The 17497-nt window shown below is 61.5% G+C and carries 21 protein-coding genes and 1 riboswitch; of the genes, 6 read left to right on the forward strand and 15 right to left on the reverse strand.

Annotated features, from left to right (window positions below; translation table 11 throughout):
* The first annotated feature begins 49 nt into the window (after positions 1-49).
* Positions 50-113, forward strand: a riboswitch (cobalamin riboswitch).
* Positions 114-167: 54 nt separating this feature from the next.
* Positions 168-362, forward strand: a complete 195-nt coding sequence (locus tag FHU29_RS10830; RefSeq protein WP_064441273.1) for a CbtB domain-containing protein — start codon at positions 168-170, stop codon at positions 360-362.
* A gap of 23 nt (positions 363-385) precedes the next feature.
* Entirely contained in the window at positions 386-1159 is a 774-nt protein-coding gene (locus tag FHU29_RS10835) for a CbtA family protein (protein ID WP_064441274.1), read from the forward strand.
* A gap of 66 nt (positions 1160-1225) precedes the next feature.
* Here FHU29_RS10835 and FHU29_RS10840 read toward each other — a convergent pair whose 3' ends face one another.
* Positions 1226-1663, reverse strand: coding sequence for an OsmC family peroxiredoxin (locus FHU29_RS10840; protein ID WP_064441275.1), 438 nt, complete (start codon positions 1661-1663; stop codon positions 1226-1228).
* Positions 1664-1815: 152 nt separating this feature from the next.
* On the opposite strand from FHU29_RS10840, the gene FHU29_RS10845 reads away from it, so the two are divergent.
* Entirely contained in the window at positions 1816-2727 is a 912-nt protein-coding gene (locus FHU29_RS10845) for a DUF5995 family protein (protein ID WP_064441276.1), read from the forward strand.
* Positions 2728-2829: 102 nt separating this feature from the next.
* Here FHU29_RS10845 and FHU29_RS10850 read toward each other — a convergent pair whose 3' ends face one another.
* The 9 genes from FHU29_RS10850 to FHU29_RS10890 form a co-directional block, all read right to left on the reverse strand.
* The gene (locus tag FHU29_RS10850) at positions 2830-5385 is read right to left on the reverse strand and encodes an ATP-dependent Clp protease ATP-binding subunit (RefSeq protein WP_064441277.1); all 2556 of its coding nucleotides are present in this window, start codon (positions 5383-5385) and stop codon (positions 2830-2832) included.
* 335 nt (positions 5386-5720) lie between these two features.
* Positions 5721-6065: a histone-like nucleoid-structuring protein Lsr2 gene (locus FHU29_RS10855; protein ID WP_013805146.1), complete on the reverse strand. Its 345-nt coding sequence runs from the start codon at positions 6063-6065 to the stop codon at positions 5721-5723.
* Between the two features lie 115 nt (positions 6066-6180).
* On the reverse strand, positions 6181-7716 hold the full coding sequence (lysS, locus tag FHU29_RS10860; protein ID WP_064441402.1) for a lysine--tRNA ligase: 1536 nt from the start codon (positions 7714-7716) through the stop codon (positions 6181-6183).
* An 88-nt stretch (positions 7717-7804) separates the two neighbouring features.
* Positions 7805-8377 carry an Asp23/Gls24 family envelope stress response protein gene (locus tag FHU29_RS10865; RefSeq protein ID WP_064441278.1) on the reverse strand — a complete coding sequence of 191 codons (573 nt, stop codon included), beginning with the start codon at positions 8375-8377 and terminating at the stop codon, positions 7805-7807.
* Complete coding sequence (locus tag FHU29_RS10870) at positions 8374-8919, reverse strand: DUF6286 domain-containing protein (RefSeq protein ID WP_157095256.1); 546 nt, start codon at positions 8917-8919, stop codon at positions 8374-8376. The genes FHU29_RS10865 and FHU29_RS10870 overlap by 4 nt, the downstream gene beginning before the upstream one ends.
* Positions 8900-9343, reverse strand: coding sequence for an Asp23/Gls24 family envelope stress response protein (locus FHU29_RS10875; RefSeq protein WP_064441280.1), 444 nt, complete (start codon positions 9341-9343; stop codon positions 8900-8902). The genes FHU29_RS10870 and FHU29_RS10875 overlap by 20 nt, the downstream gene beginning before the upstream one ends.
* Positions 9336-9515 (reverse strand): hypothetical protein, encoded by a 180-nt coding sequence (locus tag FHU29_RS10880; RefSeq protein ID WP_064441281.1) that lies wholly within the window; start codon positions 9513-9515, stop codon positions 9336-9338. Before FHU29_RS10880 ends, FHU29_RS10875 begins: the two co-directional genes overlap by 8 nt.
* A gap of 78 nt (positions 9516-9593) precedes the next feature.
* Positions 9594-9869, reverse strand: coding sequence for an Asp23/Gls24 family envelope stress response protein (locus FHU29_RS10885; protein WP_064441282.1), 276 nt, complete (start codon positions 9867-9869; stop codon positions 9594-9596).
* On the reverse strand, positions 9866-10351 hold the full coding sequence (locus tag FHU29_RS10890) for an Asp23/Gls24 family envelope stress response protein (protein WP_083826419.1): 486 nt from the start codon (positions 10349-10351) through the stop codon (positions 9866-9868). Before FHU29_RS10890 ends, FHU29_RS10885 begins: the two co-directional genes overlap by 4 nt.
* A gap of 221 nt (positions 10352-10572) precedes the next feature.
* Here FHU29_RS10890 and FHU29_RS10895 point away from each other — a divergent pair, with 221 nt between their 5' ends.
* Positions 10573-11178 carry an RNA polymerase sigma factor gene (locus FHU29_RS10895; RefSeq protein WP_064441283.1) on the forward strand — a complete coding sequence of 202 codons (606 nt, stop codon included), beginning with the start codon at positions 10573-10575 and terminating at the stop codon, positions 11176-11178.
* Positions 11169-11648: a hypothetical protein gene (locus tag FHU29_RS10900; protein ID WP_064441284.1), complete on the forward strand. Its 480-nt coding sequence runs from the start codon at positions 11169-11171 to the stop codon at positions 11646-11648. Before FHU29_RS10895 ends, FHU29_RS10900 begins: the two co-directional genes overlap by 10 nt.
* On the opposite strand, the gene FHU29_RS10905 is transcribed toward FHU29_RS10900, so the two are convergent.
* The 5 genes from FHU29_RS10905 to FHU29_RS10925 all read right to left on the reverse strand — a co-directional run bounded on the left by FHU29_RS10905 (position 11645) and on the right by FHU29_RS10925 (position 15900).
* A complete protein-coding gene (locus tag FHU29_RS10905) occupies positions 11645-12505 on the reverse strand; it encodes a rhodanese-like domain-containing protein (protein WP_157095258.1) in 861 nt (286 codons plus the stop codon). The genes FHU29_RS10900 and FHU29_RS10905 overlap by 4 nt on opposite strands.
* Before the next feature lie 207 nt (positions 12506-12712).
* Positions 12713-13576, reverse strand: a complete 864-nt coding sequence (locus tag FHU29_RS10910) for a type III pantothenate kinase (protein WP_064441285.1) — start codon at positions 13574-13576, stop codon at positions 12713-12715.
* Positions 13577-13580: 4 nt separating this feature from the next.
* Positions 13581-14018: an aspartate 1-decarboxylase gene (gene panD / locus FHU29_RS10915; protein ID WP_064441286.1), complete on the reverse strand. Its 438-nt coding sequence runs from the start codon at positions 14016-14018 to the stop codon at positions 13581-13583.
* Between the two features lie 38 nt (positions 14019-14056).
* On the reverse strand, positions 14057-15001 hold the full coding sequence (panC, locus tag FHU29_RS10920; RefSeq protein WP_232323014.1) for a pantoate--beta-alanine ligase: 945 nt from the start codon (positions 14999-15001) through the stop codon (positions 14057-14059).
* The gene (locus tag FHU29_RS10925) at positions 14998-15900 is read right to left on the reverse strand and encodes a Rossmann-like and DUF2520 domain-containing protein (protein ID WP_064441404.1); all 903 of its coding nucleotides are present in this window, start codon (positions 15898-15900) and stop codon (positions 14998-15000) included. The genes panC and FHU29_RS10925 overlap by 4 nt, the downstream gene beginning before the upstream one ends.
* Before the next feature lie 351 nt (positions 15901-16251).
* Between FHU29_RS10925 and FHU29_RS10930 the strand changes: the two genes are divergently transcribed.
* Positions 16252-17475, forward strand: coding sequence for an ATP-grasp domain-containing protein (locus tag FHU29_RS10930; RefSeq protein WP_064441287.1), 1224 nt, complete (start codon positions 16252-16254; stop codon positions 17473-17475).
* Positions 17476-17497 lie beyond the last annotated feature (22 nt).

Here is a 17497-nt window from a genome sequence, read left to right on the forward strand (position 1 = left end):
TGCGACTAACATTCTCGGCACTACCTTTGGTCAACCCGACTGCAGATGTGGGAACCCGGTGAAATTCCGGGGCGGTCGCGCCACTGTAACCAGGCATGCCTGGGAGCCAGGCCTCGCTCTTCACGTCGCATAGACCTTACGGGACGCGAATTCCCAGGAGGAAACAGATGGTCACTGCGCATGCTCCCGCCCACTCCGCTGGCAACCTCAGCACTCATCTTCTCAGCGTCGTTGTTGTTTCGGCCGCAATACTGGTCCTCTACCTCACCGGCTTCGACCAGGGCGCCGTCTCCCAGACCGGGATGTACCTGCATGAACTGATGCACGACGGACGCCACCTGATGGGGGTCCCATGCCATTGAGTTTCCCGGCGAAATCGCAGGGGATGCCTGGCGTCGATCTTCGCACTGCACCGCCAGTGCCGGGGAGTTTCGGTGCCCTAATTGGGCGTGGAGCCATCGCGGGAATCGCCGCCGGGGTGCTCGCCGGCTCCGTGGCGTTTATTTTGGGTGAACCGCATATCGACGCGGCGATCGCGATAGAAGAAGCGCAGGCTCTCGGTGCTCATGGCGCGGATGGCGCGCATTCACACGGGGACGACGAGCTCGTCAGCCGGACTGGGCAGAAAGTAGGCCTCTTCCTCGCGACAAGCCTCACCGGAATGGCCCTCGGGGCAATCTTTGGCACAGTAGCGCACTACGCGCGGCGCGTCGCCGCACTGTCCGCCACGCCGTTCATTCTGCTGCTGACGCTGCTCGGCTGGCTTGCGATAGCGGTGGTCCCCTTCGGAATCTATCCTGCCAATCCGCCCGCGGTCGGCGACCCTGACACGATCAACCAGCGCACGCTGCTCTGGCTCGCAGCGGTGGGACTCGGGATCTTTGCGTGCGTCGCGGCAGTGGCGGTGAACCGGCTGCTCGAGACGGCGTGGCAGAGCCTTCGGGTGGCGTCTTCGGCCGCTCTATTCGCAGCGATCGTCGGGCTCGGGTACCTGGTACTTCCGACGTTCGACGACATTCCCGGTGACTTCCCCGCAGCGCTGCTGTGGGACTTCCGGGTCGCGTCATTCGTCACGACCGCCGTCTTGTGGGCAAGTCTCGGAATCGCCTTCGCGGTCCTCACCGAACGCGCGGCGCGCAAACAACGCCCCCTCGTTTAAGGCCCCCTAAAACCGCTGTGCCCCGTTCGGATCGACGAACGGGGCACAGTCTTCTGTTAGCGGAAACTAGAGGAGCGCGGCGTCGAGGCTGATCTCGACACCAGCCAGCGCCTTGCTGATCGGGCAGCCTTCCTTGGCCGCTGAAGCTGCCTTCAGGAACGCTTCCTCGTCAAGTCCGTCAACCTCAGCACGCACAGTGATCTTGCTTGTAGTGACGCGGAACCCGCCTGCAGGGTCCGGGCCCAGCGTGACGTCTGCGCGAACGTCGAGGTTCTGCGGAGTGCCGCCAGCTTCCCCGATCTGTCCCGAAAGCGCCATTGCGTAGCAGGACGAATGCGCTGCCGCGATCAGCTCCTCGGGGCTTGTCGTTCCATCCGCATTGTCGGCCGCACGCTTCGGGAAGGACACGTCGAACGTGCCGGTCCCCGAACTCGTGAGCTCAACAGTGCCGCCGCCCTCGTTCAGAGAGCCATTCCAGGCGGTGCGTGCGGAGCGAGTTGGCATAGGAGATTCCTTTCGTTGGCCTGTAAATGCCCAAATTCGGCAAATCCTGCATAGGCGGGTCCTGCTGTCGCAAGCGTGCCGCCGTAGAACAGTCTTCCGTAATTACCGCCGAGAGCAAGGACTATTTCGCGGTTCTCTCTTAGACTGCGCCAGTGCCACATGTTCAACACCGATCCCTTCTGTCACTACTGCGCTCAGCACTCACCCTGAGCGTCGCCGCCTTGACCCTTCCGCTGGCTGCCACCTACGCGCACGCTGAGGTGAACGTCGCTACCGCTTGCAGCCTCGCACCACCTGCCGCGGAGCAAGAGATCGCTGTGCTCGCGGACCCGACTGGCATAGCTGGGACGAACCGGCTCGAACGCCTCGAGAACGCCGTCAGCCGGCATAGTCAGATCGCGCGGATCTTCGAACGCCACGGCGATCGTCGTGGTTTGTTCTCAGTCGGCCTCGACGCCGTAGAGGAAGCCGCCGTTATGCCGCTTCAGCGCTCTCCTGACGCATTCACAGACCGTGCCTGGGCACATGACATCAGCTTCGATCTCTTGGAGCGGTACCTGGCGAATCTGCACGGACACCTCACTGCTGGGCCTGTAGAGCCACACTGGGCGCACTACTTCAGCCTGGCGAGCGATTGCAATGAATCCGGCGCCCGGGCAGCGATGGCCGGCTACAACGCACATCTGACAGTGGATCTCGCTTACGCGGTCGCCGAAACCGGAACGCAGAGCCAGCATGTAGCGGACTACTACCTGATCGTGGACACGATCGCTCAGCATGGCGGTGAGCTCATCGACCGCACGCGCCAGGTGTACGGCGCTGACCTCGGGCCGCTATGGCGCTTCTATTTCGTAGGTGAAGGTCTTGACTTGCTCGCCGGTGAAGGCGTCGCGAGCGGCATGATGCTCCGCGCGGCCGATGCGGGCTACAACACCTTCACGCTCGCACACGGGATGGCACTTCAGAGCGACGCGACTCGTGCCGATGCGGAGGGCCGAATCCATGAACTGTGGCGCATCGCCGACCTCGCACTCGACGTGCTGGCCCAACTGCGCGCACTTTAAATTCGTGAAGCTTTTTCCCTCCGTACGAGGGAAAAAGTTTCACGATTGCCCGGAAAAGACATATGGCCGGGAGAACATCTCCCGGCCATAAGTCGTGTCACATCATTCGGCTGCGGACTCCGGCGACGGCCCGCTCTCGCCAGCACCCGCAAGCGCGTCTTCTGGCGCATCGGGCACTGGAACTGGTTTCTTGTTGCCCTGGAACGTGAACTTGGCGTTCTCGCCTGCCCCAGTCCCGTCCCAGTTCTCAACATCGACAACGATGATCTGACCCGGCTCGATTTCGCCGAACAGGATCTTCTCCGACAGCTGGTCTTCAATTTCGCGCTGCACGGTGCGGCGCAATGGCCTGGCACCGAGCACCGGGTCGAACCCCCGCTTCGCGAGAAGTGACTTCGCCTGCTCGGTCAGCTCGAGCGCCATGTCCTTGTGCTTGAGCTGTGTCTCGACACGGTTGGTCATCAGGTCCACCATCTCGATGATCTGGTCCTGCGTTAGCTGGTGGAACACGATGACGTCATCGATGCGGTTGAGGAACTCCGGACGGAAGTGCTTCTTCAGCTCGTCATTGACCTTGAGCTTCATGCGCTCGTAGTTCGATGCCTCGCTGGTGCCTGCGGTGAAGCCCAGCCCCACTGCCTTCGAGATGTCCGCGGTGCCGAGGTTCGAGGTGAAGATCAGCACCGTGTTCTTGAAGTCAACCGTTCGTCCCTGGCCATCCGTCAGGCGGCCGTCTTCGAGGACCTGCAACAGCGTGTTGTAGATCTCCTGGTGGGCCTTCTCGATCTCGTCGAAGAGAACCACGGAGAACGGCTTGCGGCGGACTTTCTCGGTCAGCTGCCCGCCCTCTTCATAGCCGACGTAGCCGGGAGGCGCACCGAAGAGCCTGGAGGCGGTGAAGCGATCGTGGAACTCACCCATATCGATCTGAATGAGCGCATCGTCGTCACCGAACAGGAAGTTCGCGAGCGCCTTCGAGAGCTCCGTCTTACCGACACCCGAGGGGCCGGCGAAGATGAATGAACCCGAGGGCCGACGCGGATCCTTGAGGCCCGCGCGAGTACGCCTGATCGCCTTGGCGACAGCTCTAACAGCATCTTCCTGGCCGATGATGCGCTTGTGGAGTTCGTCCTCCATGCGGAGCAGGCGGCTGGTCTCTTCTTCGGTGAGCTTGAAGACCGGGATGCCAGTCCAGTTGGAAAGCACCTCGGCGATCTGCTCGTCGTCGACCTGAGCGACCACATCGAGGTCGCCGGAGCGCCACTGCTTCTCCCGCTCAGCACGCTGCGCCACAAGCTGCTTTTCCTTGTCGCGCAGCTTCGCGGCCTTCTCGAAGTCCTGGGCGTCTATGGCCGATTCCTTCTCACGGCGCGCCTCCGCGATCCGCTCATCAAACTCGCGCAGGTCGGGCGGCGCCGTCATCCTGCGGATGCGCATACGTGCACCCGCCTCGTCGATGAGATCGATGGCCTTGTCAGGCAGGAACCGGTCGTTGATGTATCGATCAGCGAGGGTCGCCGCAGCCACGAGCGCGCCATCGGTGATCGAGACACGGTGGTGTGCCTCATAGCGGTCCCGCAGGCCCTTGAGGATTTCAATGGTGTGCTCGACGGAGGGCTCACCGACCTGGACCGGCTGGAAACGACGTTCGAGCGCCGCGTCCTTCTCGATGTACTTGCGGTACTCGTCGAGTGTGGTGGCACCAATTGTCTGCAGTTCACCGCGCGCCAGTTTTGGCTTCAGAATCGACGCCGCATCGATCGCACCTTCAGCAGCGCCTGCACCAACGAGTGTGTGCAGCTCATCGATGAAAAGGATGATGTCGCCGCGAGTATTAATTTCCTTAAGCACCTTCTTCAGGCGCTCCTCGAAATCACCACGGTAGCGGCTGCCTGCAACAAGAGAGCCAAGGTCAAGCGTGTACAGCTGCTTGTCCTTCAAGGTCTCGGGCACTTCACCGTTGACGATCGATTGCGCGAGACCCTCGACCACGGCGGTCTTACCGACACCAGGCTCACCGATCAGAACAGGATTGTTCTTGGTGCGCCGCGAAAGGACCTGCATGACCCGTTCGATCTCTTTCTGGCGGCCGATAACGGGATCAAGCTTGCCTTCCATCGCAGCTTGAGTCAGGTTACGGCCAAACTGATCGAGCACGAGCGACGTCGACGGCGTGCCAGCCTCTCCACGCCCCACGCCCGCTTCAGCGGGCTCCTTGCCCTGGTATCCGGAAAGAAGCTGGATCACCTGCTGGCGTACGCGTGTGAGGTCCGCGCCGAGTTTGACAAGCACCTGAGCCGCGACACCTTCACCCTCGCGGATAAGGCCAAGCAGAATGTGCTCCGTGCCGATGTAGTTGTGACCGAGCTGCAGAGCCTCGCGGAGGCTTAGCTCGAGCACCTTCTTGGCTCGGGGCGTAAATGGAATGTGACCGGACGGCGCCTGCTGCCCCTGGCCGATGATCTCTTCGACCTGGTTGCGGACCGCTTCGAGCGAGATGCCGAGCGATTCGAGGGACTTGGCCGCCACCCCCTCGCCCTCGTGGATGAGGCCGAGCAGGATGTGCTCCGTGCCGATGTAATTATGGTTGAGCATCCTGGCTTCTTCTTGAGCCAGGACAACAACGCGCCGTGCGCGATCGGTGAACCTCTCGAACATCGCTCTCCCTCACACTTCTGGTCGGTCCGGAAGCTGGTGTGCGAAGATTTCTCGCCTCGCTCCCTCCGGCGCTCCGGGCTCGTTGAGTGCCAGCCGCGCACTCCCCACTCTAGTGGGCGAATGTGAACGCCGCCGCTGCACCACCACGATCACGGTAGTACTCGGCTCCCGCAGTCCATCCTGCGATAACCATGTATTGAGGTAACGGTGCCGTACGGCAATTCGTTTCACAATGCGCTACGCCCACAGAGAACATCGCTCCCCGGACGCAACAAGCCTCCGGAATCATTCCGGAGGCTTGTGTGCAGTGCGCGCGTGCCCAGGGCTTACGCTCTTCAGTTGGCTTTGTTATACGCCTCGGTGATCTCTGCCGAGATGCGGCCGCGCGCAGAAACCTTGTACCCGTTCTTACGAGCCCACTCCCGGATGGCCGCGCTCTGCTCGCGATCGAGTGTCGCGCGCGGTCGTGCGCCACCGGTTGCTGTTCGCCGTGTCTTCCGACCCGCCAGGCGACGCGCGTGGGCAACCCAGACCTCCATCTCGGAGCGCAGTTTAGCCGCATTCTCCGAAGACAGATCAATCTCATAGGTAACGCCATCAAGACCAAATTCAACAGTCTCATCCGCGGGTGCATCCTGATCAAGATCGTCGATCAGAGTTACAGTTACCTTCTGCGCCATGAAATAATCCCTTTCTCACGTGCCACTACACGCCCTTGAGTCCTGCGTGGGATCGCAATGCTTTACCAATCGCAACCTTGTCGCATTTCCCCGCCAATGCCGATCATAGAACTAATTACGGGCGTTTTCCAAGCGGACGAACTATCGGGAACAGGATAGTTTCACGGATTCCGAGCCCAGTGAGCGCCATTAACAACCTATCGATTCCCATACCCGTTCCGGTAGTGGGCGGCATACCGTGCTCCATAGCAGCAAGAAAATCTTCATCGAGCGCCATCGCTTCGTCATCTCCGGCGGCGGCAAGCCGTGCCTGATCTACAAAGCGCTCCCGCTGAATTACCGGGTCAACGAGCTCCGAGTAACCGGTGGCCAACTCGAAACCCCGCACGTAGAGATCCCATTTCTCAGTTACGCCGGACTTCGTGCGATGCTGCCTGGTCAGAGGTGATGTCTCGACGGGGAAGTCGCGAACGAATGTAGGCCTGGCGAGATCGTTCCCGACCAGATGCTCCCATAATTCTTCGACAAGTTTTCCGTGGCCGTAGCCTTTGCCTTCCGGGATCTCAAGTCCGGTGCGCGCCGCGAATGAACGTAACTGCTCAATATTTGTGTCAGGTGTCACGTCCTCACCGAGTGCTTCTGACAGCGACGGATACATTTCCAGCATCTGCCACTCGCCGTCGATGTCATACGGCGAACCATCGGCCAGGACGAGTTGTCGCGTACCAAATGCGGCGTCTGCGACCTCCTGAACGATCTCGCGGGTCATCCGCGCGGAGTCGTCATATGTGCCATACGCCTCATACGTCTCGAGCATCGCGAACTCGGGCGAATGCGAAGAATCCGCACCCTCGTTGCGGAAGTTCCGGTTAATCTCAAACACCTTCTCGATACCGCCGACGACACAGCGCTTCAAGAACAACTCTGGTGCGATCCTCAAGTAGAGGTCTATATCGAGTGCATTCGAGTGCGTGACAAAAGGACGCGCGGCCGCGCCACCGTGCAGCGTTTGGAGCATTGGCGTCTCGACCTCGAGAAAACCGCGGCGTTCAAGTGCACTGCGGAGTTCTCGAACTACCGCGACCCTCTTGCGGGCGGTATCGCGAGCTTCAGGACGAACGATGAGGTCGACGTACCGCTGCCGGATTCGCGCTTCTTCACTCAGTTCCTTGTGCGCAACGGGTAACGGGCGTAGCGCTTTCGCCGCCATTTCCCACGTGTCCGCAAGGACACTCAGTTCGCCGCGCCGTGAGCTAATCACTTCACCATGGACGAACACGAAGTCACCGAGATCAACATCAGACTTCCATGCCGCGAGTAATTCGGGGCCCACTTCAGCCTGGCTCAGCATTATCTGCAGCTGTGTGCCAGCGCCTTCCTGCAATACAGCAAAGCAGAGCTTGCCAGTATTTCTGATGAACATGACCCGGCCGGCGACACCGACGATGTCGCCGGTTGAGTCACCCGCGGAGAGATCTGTGTATTTTTCCCTGATTTCGGTGAGAGTATGCGTCCGCCGGACGGTGACGGGGTAAGCGTCGCCCCCGGCTTCTATGATGCGGTCACGCTTTTCGCGACGAATCCGCAACTGCTCGAATTCTTCGGAGAAAGAGTCATCTCGCGCGGAGGCATGCTCGTTCGCGGGGTTCACAGATTCAGACGCAGTACTCACAGCAGACCAGGATAGTTGCACATGGGCCAGTTTCCGGAATCGTAAATCCGCGCACCCCGCCCAAGCGTCACTGCACCCGTACTCGATCGCCTTCTGCGGCTACCCTGTTGAGCTCCACCCGGACCGGCAAATCCGGTGCGTCCATTGCGGATCGGATGTGGTCGCGTAGCTCGGCCGCAGCGGGAAGGGCGTCAGCCACTGTGAAGCTGGGCGCGACCACCGTGCTAATTGCCATAACTGGCGCGCCCCGTTCAATGATCGCCTTGCCTTTAGCCGAGACGATTCCGGGAGAATCCGTAAGCGAGGCTGCGGCAGCGGCCGCAACCGAATCCGGTTCTACGGTGAATCGTCCGCTCATGTCGCTTCCGTCGAGTGTGTGTTCACCCATCCGGTGTGTTCTCAGATGAGCGCTCAGCCACCAAAGGGCAGTCAGCGCCACGACTAAGCCCAGAGCTGCCGAGACCCATGGGTACCACTCCGACGCGACCGTCTGTTGCACCCATGTGGTGTCAAGACCGCTAGTCACAAAGCGGTCGAGATAGCCAAGTTGCCAGGCCACGATCGCGCTGCCAGATGCGAGCAGAAGCAATCCGAGCACAAAGGTGGCGATCCGGTCAGCGGCGGTCAGTCCACGACTCATTGGGACGCTCCTTCGCGACGCACGTTCACTTTCACCGGTGGGATCCGCTCAAGTCCTGCCAACCGCTGTTCGACGTCGCGCCGCAGTTGCGCTTCCAGGTCGTCAGGCGCCGCGCCCCACACAGCTGCGGTCACCTTGATGCGCTTCGGCGTTGCGCTTGTTTTTACTCCGACGATGCCCGATACGTCCTGCACAGCCGCTTTCGCAAGCGCGGCCATCACTTTCGGTGAGACCCAAACGGTTTCGCCATCGGCCGGTACAGCCAGCGGGGGCCGCGGCTTGACCGACAGCCACAGCAGCCATATGCCCACAAGGCCGAGAACGACGCCAAGCGGCACCATCCACGCGGCGGCACTCAGCCCATCCAGCTGTTGCGCAGCCCAGGGTATCCAGGCCGTCCCCGTCACGAGCTCACGCGTCACGAGAAAATCCCAGACCATCAACGCACCGGCGCCGACTAGCAGGAAAACTACAAGCAAGGCCCCGAACACGCTTCCTGGCGCGCCGAGCGGACGCGGCGTCTTATTTCTCTGCTTGCGCATCAGCACCGCCTCCTGACGTACGGTCCCGGACTCGATCCGCCGCGGTCGAGAGCGACTTGGCGCCAGGGTGATCCTCGTGCACACGAGTCAGGTAGTGGGCAGTGACGTCGACCCGTGCCGCTGCGAGTCCAGTGATGTCCTGGAGACGGTCCACAACATCGCGCTTCAGCTGCCGGCAAACCTCACCCGCGGGCCGAGGCCACGCAACGGCGGTTTCCACGGCAACCCGTACCTGGCCCCCGGCTATCCGGACTTCGACCCGTGGATAAGACCGACCGAGCAGTTTGCTGAGTTTTGTTGAAGTCGCGACTGCTCCCGGAAGGGACGCTGTGACTTGTCTGACGACCGATTCAACGACGCGGTCATCGAGGTCGAGGCGCCCGCGATCCTCTGGATCACGCAGTTGTGACTCCTGCTCAGCCATGGATCCGTCCTCGAAGCAAAGCACCTAGGTCAATCGAGCCATCTCGATGGGCGCCCAGGGCTGTCGCCGCCGCAGCGAACACCACAGCCAGCAAAAAGCCGCCAAGTCCGCCAAGAATCGCCGCGATCGCGAGGAGCAGACCGGCCAGCAAACCTATCTGAGCATTCGACATCTAATTTCTCCCGTATGTGAAGGTGACGCACGGCCGAGTGTCTCGCCGCCTGGCTGCCCATGAAGAGGGAGCTCCACTTCAGGTGAGGTCTTCGATCGTGATGTTGATCGGGCCGTGTTCAAGCTGGGCCACGGCGGCCCTGATGTTTTCGGCGGTTTTCCGGATCGGTGCATCGATGTTCAGCGACACATGAACTTCGACGCTCCCGTCGTCGTCGATCCGTACACCCGTAATCCGTTCGCCCGCGAGGTACGTGCCGAGACTCCCAAACCTCCCGCCGTGCAATTCGGCGACTCCCCTGACTCCGAGTACGACGTCAGCGATGTTGCGGACCCGTGTTTCTGTCGACGTCATTGCACGCGAGATCCGGCGCTGGTGGGTTCTTCCTCGTCATCGTCGGACGGAATGTATACGTCATGCACACTCACATTGACTTCGATGACTTCAAGACCCGTCATCTGTTCAATTGCCGCGATGACATTCCGGCGGATACCTTTGGCGAGTTCGGGAATCGACACACCATATTCCGCCACGATGTCGACATCAATGGCGGCCTGCCGCTCACCGACCTCGACGGAAATGCCCTGCGAGAGATTTGTCGACCCGCCTGGAATCCGCTCACGAAGGACGCCGAGCGCGCGGGAGGCCGAGCCACCCAGCCCATGCACGCCGTTGACTTCGCGGGTCGCGATACCAGCAATCTTCGCGACAACTGTGTCCGCGATGGTGGTCCGGCCGTGCGACGATTCGAGAAGGCCCCCACCACTCAGGGAAGTACCGTCTCCGCGCTGCACCACTGTCTTGGTCTCCTGTGCAGACTGCTCCGTTGCGCCCATGTCATACCTTTCAGTGCATTCCTGCGAAACGCTTACATATAGTGAGTCGCAGTGGCAGACGGAAATTGCATGATCAAAGTTCTGTGGCGGCTGCCACTAGTTAGTGAATCGGACATAAGCGCTGAAATGCTTAGAACCGGAACTCGCACGCAGCCAGTCACGTTATCGAGGTACAAATCGTAGATCGCACCAGCATTCAACGACGAACAGAGACTGTGCGGATGATTGGAACGGCGGAACCGAGCGGAAACGATGCGCGGCAGAGCGCCTCTGAGGTAGGGGCGCTCGCATCAGTGCCGGACCACATCCTTGCCCGCCGCGCTGCCCTGGGCTCGCGGCGAGAATTCGAAGAGATCGTCCGTCGGCACGGTGGCGCGCTCTTCCGTTATGCGCGGCGAATGCTCCGTGACGCGGGCGATGCCGAGGAAGCCGTACAAGATACATTTGTCGCTGCGTGGCAGGGGCTGCCAGACTGGCATGGGAGGTCAGCCCTGCGCACCTGGTTGTTTTCGATCGTCGCTCACAAAGCTGCGGACAAACTTCGCAAGAAAAGACCCACCCCCGTGGAGGAGATATTCGACGACATCGATGCGAGCCCACTGGCCGACCCGGAAGGGGCGGCCCGCTATCGCGACCTCCGCACCGCGCTCGATGCTGCACTCCAGAGTTTGCCTGCCCAGCAGCGTTCCGTCTGGCTGCTCCGCGAGGTGGAGGACCTGTCGTATCGAGAGATCGGAGAGGCCCTCAGCATGCCCTATGACGTCGTCCGGGGGAATCTCTCCAGAGCTCGAGTGACACTCGGGAGGAGGCTGCAGCCATGGCGTTAGAAACCCTGCCACAGGAAGACGGGAACGATCCCGGAAGCGACGTGGTGCTACGTGCTGCACGGGAACTTCGCGAAAGCGACGCTGATGTCGACTCCCAGTGGCTTGAAATCACGGATCGAGTGATTGCCCGGGTCCGGGCAACGACACGGCATGGCATTCCGATCAGAGCGGAGTCGATGCGCGGCGCGTTGTACGTCACAGATCTCGTTGTTCGCCACAAGCTCCGTGACGCACTCGAAGGGCTGGGCGGGACGGCCCCGCTGCGCATCGATGTCGACGTAGACGAGACGAGATGCACTGGGCTCAATATCGAACTGAGCGCCCTCTACCTCACCGATCTGCGCCGGGCAGCCAAAGAGGTCCGTACGGCTGCTCACAGTGTGATCAGTGAAATTCTGGGTGACCTCGCACCCCCGCGCGCAACGATTACCCTCCATTTCGGAGACGTCACCCTCGACGCCAACGACTAATGAGAGGCCATTACGGCCGCATCCCGGTGGTTATGCACACCGCCGAGGACGGCGTCCAAGCTACCGGTGGACCGCAGCGCCTCAAACCCGCCCGCAATTGCCTTAGCGTTCCGAAACCCGCGCGAGCGCAGCTGCGCGACAGCTGCTGGCGCAGTATGTCCTGACCCGCAGACAATGATCCACTCGACATCGGTGTCCACCGCTGCGCTGAGGCGGAGCGCCCCAGCAGGGTCCAGCCGGTGCTCGAGGAGTTCCCGGTCGACTGCGACGGCGCCCAGGAGCGGCCCCTGCGCACTCCGCTCTGACTGCGAACGGATATCGACGACTTTCGCACCCTCCGCTATCCGTGGTGCGAGTTCGCTCGGGAGAAGCAGTACTGGCGCGACCTCAGTCGGCAATACGTGAACAGCGAAGACGGGTGATCCTTCTGGGGCGCTCGCGGTTATCGCATGCTTGCTGCCCTGGGTAAAGCTGGCCTGCCCGCCCGCCAGCACTGTCCGCTGGGTGTGACTCTCATCAGTCCAGCGTTCGACACGTAACTCGCCCGAAAGGACTGTTACAGCCTCTGCCGACGCCCGCCGCGTCGTCGCACCTGGTGTCCACTGGACCAGCCACACGGTCATCTGACCGACCTCAGCTAGTTTCCAGCGAGCACTGGCGTCCTGCGCGCCGAGCGGAAGATCCCCATCGAGCACCCGAGCTGCATATGTGTCGGCCAGTGACAACAGCTCGGCGGTCGAGTGGTTTCGCGGCGAAGCACTGGATCGAGCACCCTGACGGACGCGTGCCCGCGAGGTTCGATGGCTGCTTCGCGGCGGCAAGGTCGTGCGCCGGTGATGAAGTGTGGATGTAAGCACGGAATTCTCCCAGAAGTGAAAAAAGAAGTGGATTTACGCGTAAGTCAGCGCAGACAACACTTCTGGGCACGACACACGGAAACAGACCCGACTGGGCCCGCATTGGTGATGAGTTCGTGTGTCACGAAGAAATATTCTGCCACAATCGCGCGGCGATCGGTACCCCGAACTCCACCACGCGAGGTGTTACACGGGCGAGCGAGGCGCCTAGCGCGGCGAACGCGCTCGGGACAGCCGCGGGCGCGGATGGCTCGGGGGGCCAGCTGGCCTGCGAAAACCCCGAGGAGACTCTAGGTTGCGCTCGAAGACAAGCCGCAAACCGTTGATCGTAAGGTCAGGCTCGTGATGCTCGATTGTTTCGCATTCGTCAATGACCAGCGGAGCGAGACCGCCCGTGGCGATCACAGCGACGTCTGTCTCCGTGAATTCCGGGAGTTCGCGCAGTATTCGCCGAACTAGGCCGTCTACCTGGCCCGCGAAGCCGAAGACAAAACCGGACTGTAAGCACTCGACCGTGTTCTTACCGATTACCGAGCGCGGTCGCGCGATCTCGACTTTACGCAGTGCTGCCGCCCGGCCCGCAAGCGCATCGACAGAGATATCGATTCCTGGTGCTATCGCGCCGCCAAGAAACTCACCGCGCGGCGAGGTGACATCGACGCTGGTCGACGTACCAAAATCGACGACAATGCACGCGCCCGGATAAAGGCTGTGGGCCGCGAGCGCGTTTACGACCCGGTCCGTGCCCACTTCCTTAGGATTATCGACGAGCAAAGGCACACCCGTCTTGACGCCGGGCTCGACCAGAATCTGCGGCACCGACGGCCAGTACCTATCCAGCATGATTCGGAGCTGGCCCAGGACGGCCGGCACTGTCGAGAGCGCTGAAACGCCCGTGATCTGCGCGGCCAGTGGGCCGAGCAGTCCCCTGAAGGTCAGGGCCATCTCGTCAGCGGTGGTATGGGGGTCTGTCCGTACGCGCCAATCAGCAACTAGCCGCGCCTGCTGGCCGGTGCCCTCGAAAAGACCGAGGACAACGTTGGTGTTACCGACGTCGACTGTGAGCAGCACGGTTTCAGATGACGCTAGAGGCCAACGGGCGAACTGGCTGACGTGGCGACTTCAGCCCGGAGCCCGCGGGTGCGTGCGCTGGGTCCTCACCGAGTTCGATCTGCTTGTTCTCGTCGTTGACGAAAACGATCCGCGGCTTGTACTCCTTGGCCTCGGCGTTGTCCATCACGCCGTAAGCGATGAGGATGACGAGGTCACCTGGATGTACGAGGTGCGCGGCAGCGCCGTTGATGCCGATGACGCCGCTCCCGCGTTCGCCTTCGATGACGTACGTCTCGAGCCGTGCGCCATTGTTGATGTCGACGATGGTGACCTTCTCACCTTCGATTAGGTCAGCGGCTTCGAGCAGGTCGCCATCTACCGTTACAGACCCCACGTAGTGCAGGTCGGCTTGGGTGACAGTCGCGCGGTGGATCTTCGACTTGAGCATGGTGCGAAACATCGGGCGGTCCTCCTTGTGAATGGTGCCCTTGACGGACTTCAGCCTTTTGAGCTGGCTGGACGGGCGGGAGCTGCCGGGGAGACGACGAGGCCTACGTTGTCGATCAGCCGGGTCGTCCCCAGCCGGGCAGCGATAAGTAGTCGTGAGGGTCCGCCTTCGGGCGGCATCGCACCGAGATCAGAACTGCGAAGTTCCAGGTAATCGAGCTCGATCAAGGGCTCTTCGGAAAGCACCTTGCGCGCGGCCGCAAGGACCGCGCTCGGGCCATCGTGACCGGCGTGCGCACCCGCGACCAGCGCCGCTGAGAGCACCGTCGCGGCCGTCCGCTGACGCTCATCCAGGAACCGGTTGCGTGAACTCATGGCGAGGCCGTCAGCTTCGCGCACGGTGGGCACGCCCACGATCCTGACGCCTAGGCCCAAGTCCCGTTCCATCTGGCGGATCAATGTGAGCTGCTGGTAGTCCTTCTCACCGAAGAACGAAGCGTGCGGATTGGTGTTCAGTAGGAGCTTCGCCACGACCGTCAGCATTCCCGCGAAGTGCCCTGGCCGACTTTCGCCATCGAGCTCCTCACCCAGGGGACCCGGCTGCACCATCGTCCTGCGTCCATCCGGATACATTTCTGCGACCGACGGCGCGAACACGAGTTCAACACCCGCAGCCCGCAGCAGTTCCAGGTCGGCATCGAGAGTCCTCGGATACTTGTCGAGGTCTTCGTTCGCACCGAATTGCAGCGGGTTGACGAAGATCGACACCACCACTACGGAGTTCGGTGTCCGTTTTGCTTGCCGCACGAGTTCGAGGTGCCCGTCGTGCAACGCGCCCATTGTCGGGACGAGGACAATCTGGCGTCCTACGCCGCGAAGCGCCTTAGTGATCCGGCTGATTTGCGCCGGGCTGCTGTGCACGCGGAGTTCGCCAGGCGAGTAAAGCTTTCGGTCACCCCGGAACCCTGTGCGCGCTGATGTGTCCAGTGATGTCATCCCGGCTGTCCTCCATTGAGCACCTCGAACATTGCCTCTCCCGCGCCCGCGGTTTGCGCTGTACGCCGCGCAAGCGCGCGGTACCCCGTTGCGAGCTCGGCATCAACTTGCTCGAGTGCCGCGAGGTGGCGGGCGACGGTTTCTGCGTCGTCGCGTGCGACTGGCCCCGTGAGTGCCCCTCGGCCGTGCCGAAGTGCGTTGTCAAGCGCTGCGGAGAGCAAGGGTGCAATGACGCGTTCTGGGAGGCCACGTGGCGTGTCACCGACCGGTTCCTGCCATGGGAGTTCGTTGCCGCGCAGGGCGCTGCGCAGGCCTGCCACCGCGTCGGCGACCAATGTGACCAGGTGATTGGCTCCGTGTGCAAGTGCGGCGTGGTAAAGCACGCGATGTTCTTCGCTGACGCGCACAGGCTCCGCGCCCATTTCGAGGACCAGCCCCTGGGCGATCGCGTAGCCAACTTCATCGGCCGCGGTGACACCGAAGCATGAGCTTGGCAGGCGGGCTGTGTCTTCACTTGTTGCGATGAACGTCATCGCGGGGTGTACCGCAAGAGGAGTCACGCCGATTTCCGTCAACGGCGCCAGGATGGAAATGCCGTGTGCACCCGACGTATGCAGGACTATCGTGCCTGGACGGACCGTTCCGCATGCGGCGAGCCCGCGCACTAGACCCGGGAGTTCCGTATCGGGGACGGCGAGAATCAAAAGCTCGGAGACGGCCGCGACGTCAGTCGGCGGAAGGATCCGCGCCTCGGCAAGACGGGTGGCCGCCCGGGACACCGATGCATCGGATACGGCTGTGCAGGAAGCGACGACATGTCCTGCCTGGGCGAGCGCCTCACCCAGGGCGGTACCGACACGACCCGCCGAAATAACTCCGACCGCCAAGCGCGCAGGCATGGGGCCGCGAGTGAACTCTTCCGAAATACCGGAGGTCACCTTCGTCCTCTCATTCGTTCCAGTCCTGCCGAGCAGGTACCAGACGTGCCTTCACAGGATATGCCTGCGGTGCAGAGGTCCTGAAGGTGAAGCGCCAGTGAAATGTGTCACCCTCAATGCGGGGGTGCCGCCACTAGCGGATGCTTAGTTGGCGTGTGATGCCTGTCATGGCAGGGTGGAACCTGAGGGAGGTGCTTCCCCTGCGCCGTTCCGCGACAGGCGGACGGTGGCGGTTCCCCTCCCTCCCGATGGAATTGAACCCCTGCACAGGGGAAGATTTCACCGCTCGAGACCCTCAGGAGGGGAGAGAGTATGGAGAAAGATCCCAGCAAAGGCCACGTTGCGCTGCTCGGCTGGAGCTTGAGTGCTATAGACGCCGTAGACCGCTTCGATCGAAAGTATGTCGTGGTTGCGCCGGAATGGGCTGAAAACTACGCGCATGAAAACGCCATCCCATTTGTCAGCTGGAACTTCGAACGCCTCAACGACCGGTCGATGGAGATCGCGCAGACCCTGAAGGACATGGGGGTTGACGTCGCCATCCCACTGTATGAGGAAACGGTCGAATGGGCCGGCGCTATCAACGCAGTGCTCCACAGCAATCCCCGCTTGCATGGGCAGGCCATGCTTTTCCGCGACAAAGCGCTGATGAAGCGACGAGCGCAGCTTGGCGGCATCCGCGTCGGGATCTTCGAGGAAGCGCACGACACTGATGACGTAATCCGCTTTCTGAAGCGTGTCAATCAGACGCTGCTCAAGCTCGACGGCGACCCGAACGACCCAATCCATCTCAAAGCCTTCGATAAAGCTGGCTGTCTCGGCCACCGCGTCATTTCGACGGTGGAAGATGTCGCGGGCATCTCACCGGACGAGTTCCCCGCGCTGCTCGAAAGCCACCTCAACGGCTGGGAGTTCGCGGTCGAGGCGTGGATTCACCGCGGGAAGATTGCGTTTCTCAACATTTCCGAATACGTCCACCTCGGCTATTCAGTGTTCGTCCCCGCGAGCCCGGAGCTCGAGAAATGGCGGCCCCGGATCACCGAAGAGATCGAGAAGCTGATCAAGACGTTCGATATCGAATTCGGCTTCATCCACCCGGAGTACTTCGTCACCAGTGACGGCCAGATGTACTTCGGTGAGGTGGCATACCGGCCGCCGGGATTCAAAGTGTTCGAGTTGCTGGAACGCGCCTACGGGTTCAACGCCTACCAGGGGCTCGTGCTCATGTTCGACCCGTATTCCTCCGAGGAGGAAGTCGAACAATTCTTCCCACGCCCGGTCTCGGATGCGAAGGGATTCGCTGGCTGCTTCGGTGTCTACCCGCGCCGTCGCGTTGTGAGCGAGTTGCAGATCCCAGCTGAGACCGAAGAGCACGAATACTTCGAGTACCACGACCTCATTGCTCCGCAGGAGAATAAGGTGACAAAGCGGACAGCTTTCGGAACCCACTGGGGTCTTGCGTATTTCTTCGGCGACGACCCCGAGACCATGCGGGAATTGCTGAAGAAGCAGGAGGAACTCGACTTCTATGTGTGATCCACAGAGAGGCGGTTACTCC

This window comes from Hoyosella altamirensis, assembly GCF_014191505.1.
GTDB lineage: Bacteria > Actinomycetota > Actinomycetes > Mycobacteriales > Mycobacteriaceae > Hoyosella > Hoyosella altamirensis.

Bases quoted from the DNA above. Each gene is read 5' to 3' on its own strand.
- FHU29_RS10865 (WP_064441278.1), bottom strand. From the start codon at position 8,377: ATGAGTCGTGGACTGACCGCCGCTGACCGGATCGCCACCTTTGTGCTC.
- FHU29_RS10880 (WP_064441281.1), bottom strand. From the start codon at position 9,515: ATGTCGAATGCTCAGATAGGTTTGCTGGCCGGTCTGCTCCTCGCGATC.
- FHU29_RS10890 (WP_083826419.1), bottom strand. From the start codon at position 10,351: ATGGGCGCAACGGAGCAGTCTGCACAGGAGACCAAGACAGTGGTGCAG.
- FHU29_RS10850 (WP_064441277.1), bottom strand. From the start codon at position 5,385: ATGTTCGAGAGGTTCACCGATCGCGCACGGCGCGTTGTTGTCCTGGCT.
- FHU29_RS10900 (WP_064441284.1), top strand. From the start codon at position 11,169: ATGGCGTTAGAAACCCTGCCACAGGAAGACGGGAACGATCCCGGAAGC.
- FHU29_RS10930 (WP_064441287.1), top strand. From the start codon at position 16,252: ATGGAGAAAGATCCCAGCAAAGGCCACGTTGCGCTGCTCGGCTGGAGC.
- FHU29_RS10870 (WP_157095256.1), bottom strand. From the start codon at position 8,919: ATGCGCAAGCAGAGAAATAAGACGCCGCGTCCGCTCGGCGCGCCAGGA.
- FHU29_RS10855 (WP_013805146.1), bottom strand. From the start codon at position 6,065: ATGGCGCAGAAGGTAACTGTAACTCTGATCGACGATCTTGATCAGGAT.
- FHU29_RS10835 (WP_064441274.1), top strand. From the start codon at position 386: ATGCCTGGCGTCGATCTTCGCACTGCACCGCCAGTGCCGGGGAGTTTC.
- FHU29_RS10925 (WP_064441404.1), bottom strand. From the start codon at position 15,900: ATGCCTGCGCGCTTGGCGGTCGGAGTTATTTCGGCGGGTCGTGTCGGT.
- FHU29_RS10830 (WP_064441273.1), top strand. From the start codon at position 168: ATGGTCACTGCGCATGCTCCCGCCCACTCCGCTGGCAACCTCAGCACT.
- panD (WP_064441286.1), bottom strand. From the start codon at position 14,018: ATGTTTCGCACCATGCTCAAGTCGAAGATCCACCGCGCGACTGTCACC.
- FHU29_RS10895 (WP_064441283.1), top strand. From the start codon at position 10,573: ATGATTGGAACGGCGGAACCGAGCGGAAACGATGCGCGGCAGAGCGCC.
- FHU29_RS10875 (WP_064441280.1), bottom strand. From the start codon at position 9,343: ATGGCTGAGCAGGAGTCACAACTGCGTGATCCAGAGGATCGCGGGCGC.
- FHU29_RS10840 (WP_064441275.1), bottom strand. From the start codon at position 1,663: ATGCCAACTCGCTCCGCACGCACCGCCTGGAATGGCTCTCTGAACGAG.
- panC (WP_232323014.1), bottom strand. From the start codon at position 15,001: ATGACATCACTGGACACATCAGCGCGCACAGGGTTCCGGGGTGACCGA.
- FHU29_RS10885 (WP_064441282.1), bottom strand. From the start codon at position 9,869: ATGACGTCGACAGAAACACGGGTCCGCAACATCGCTGACGTCGTACTC.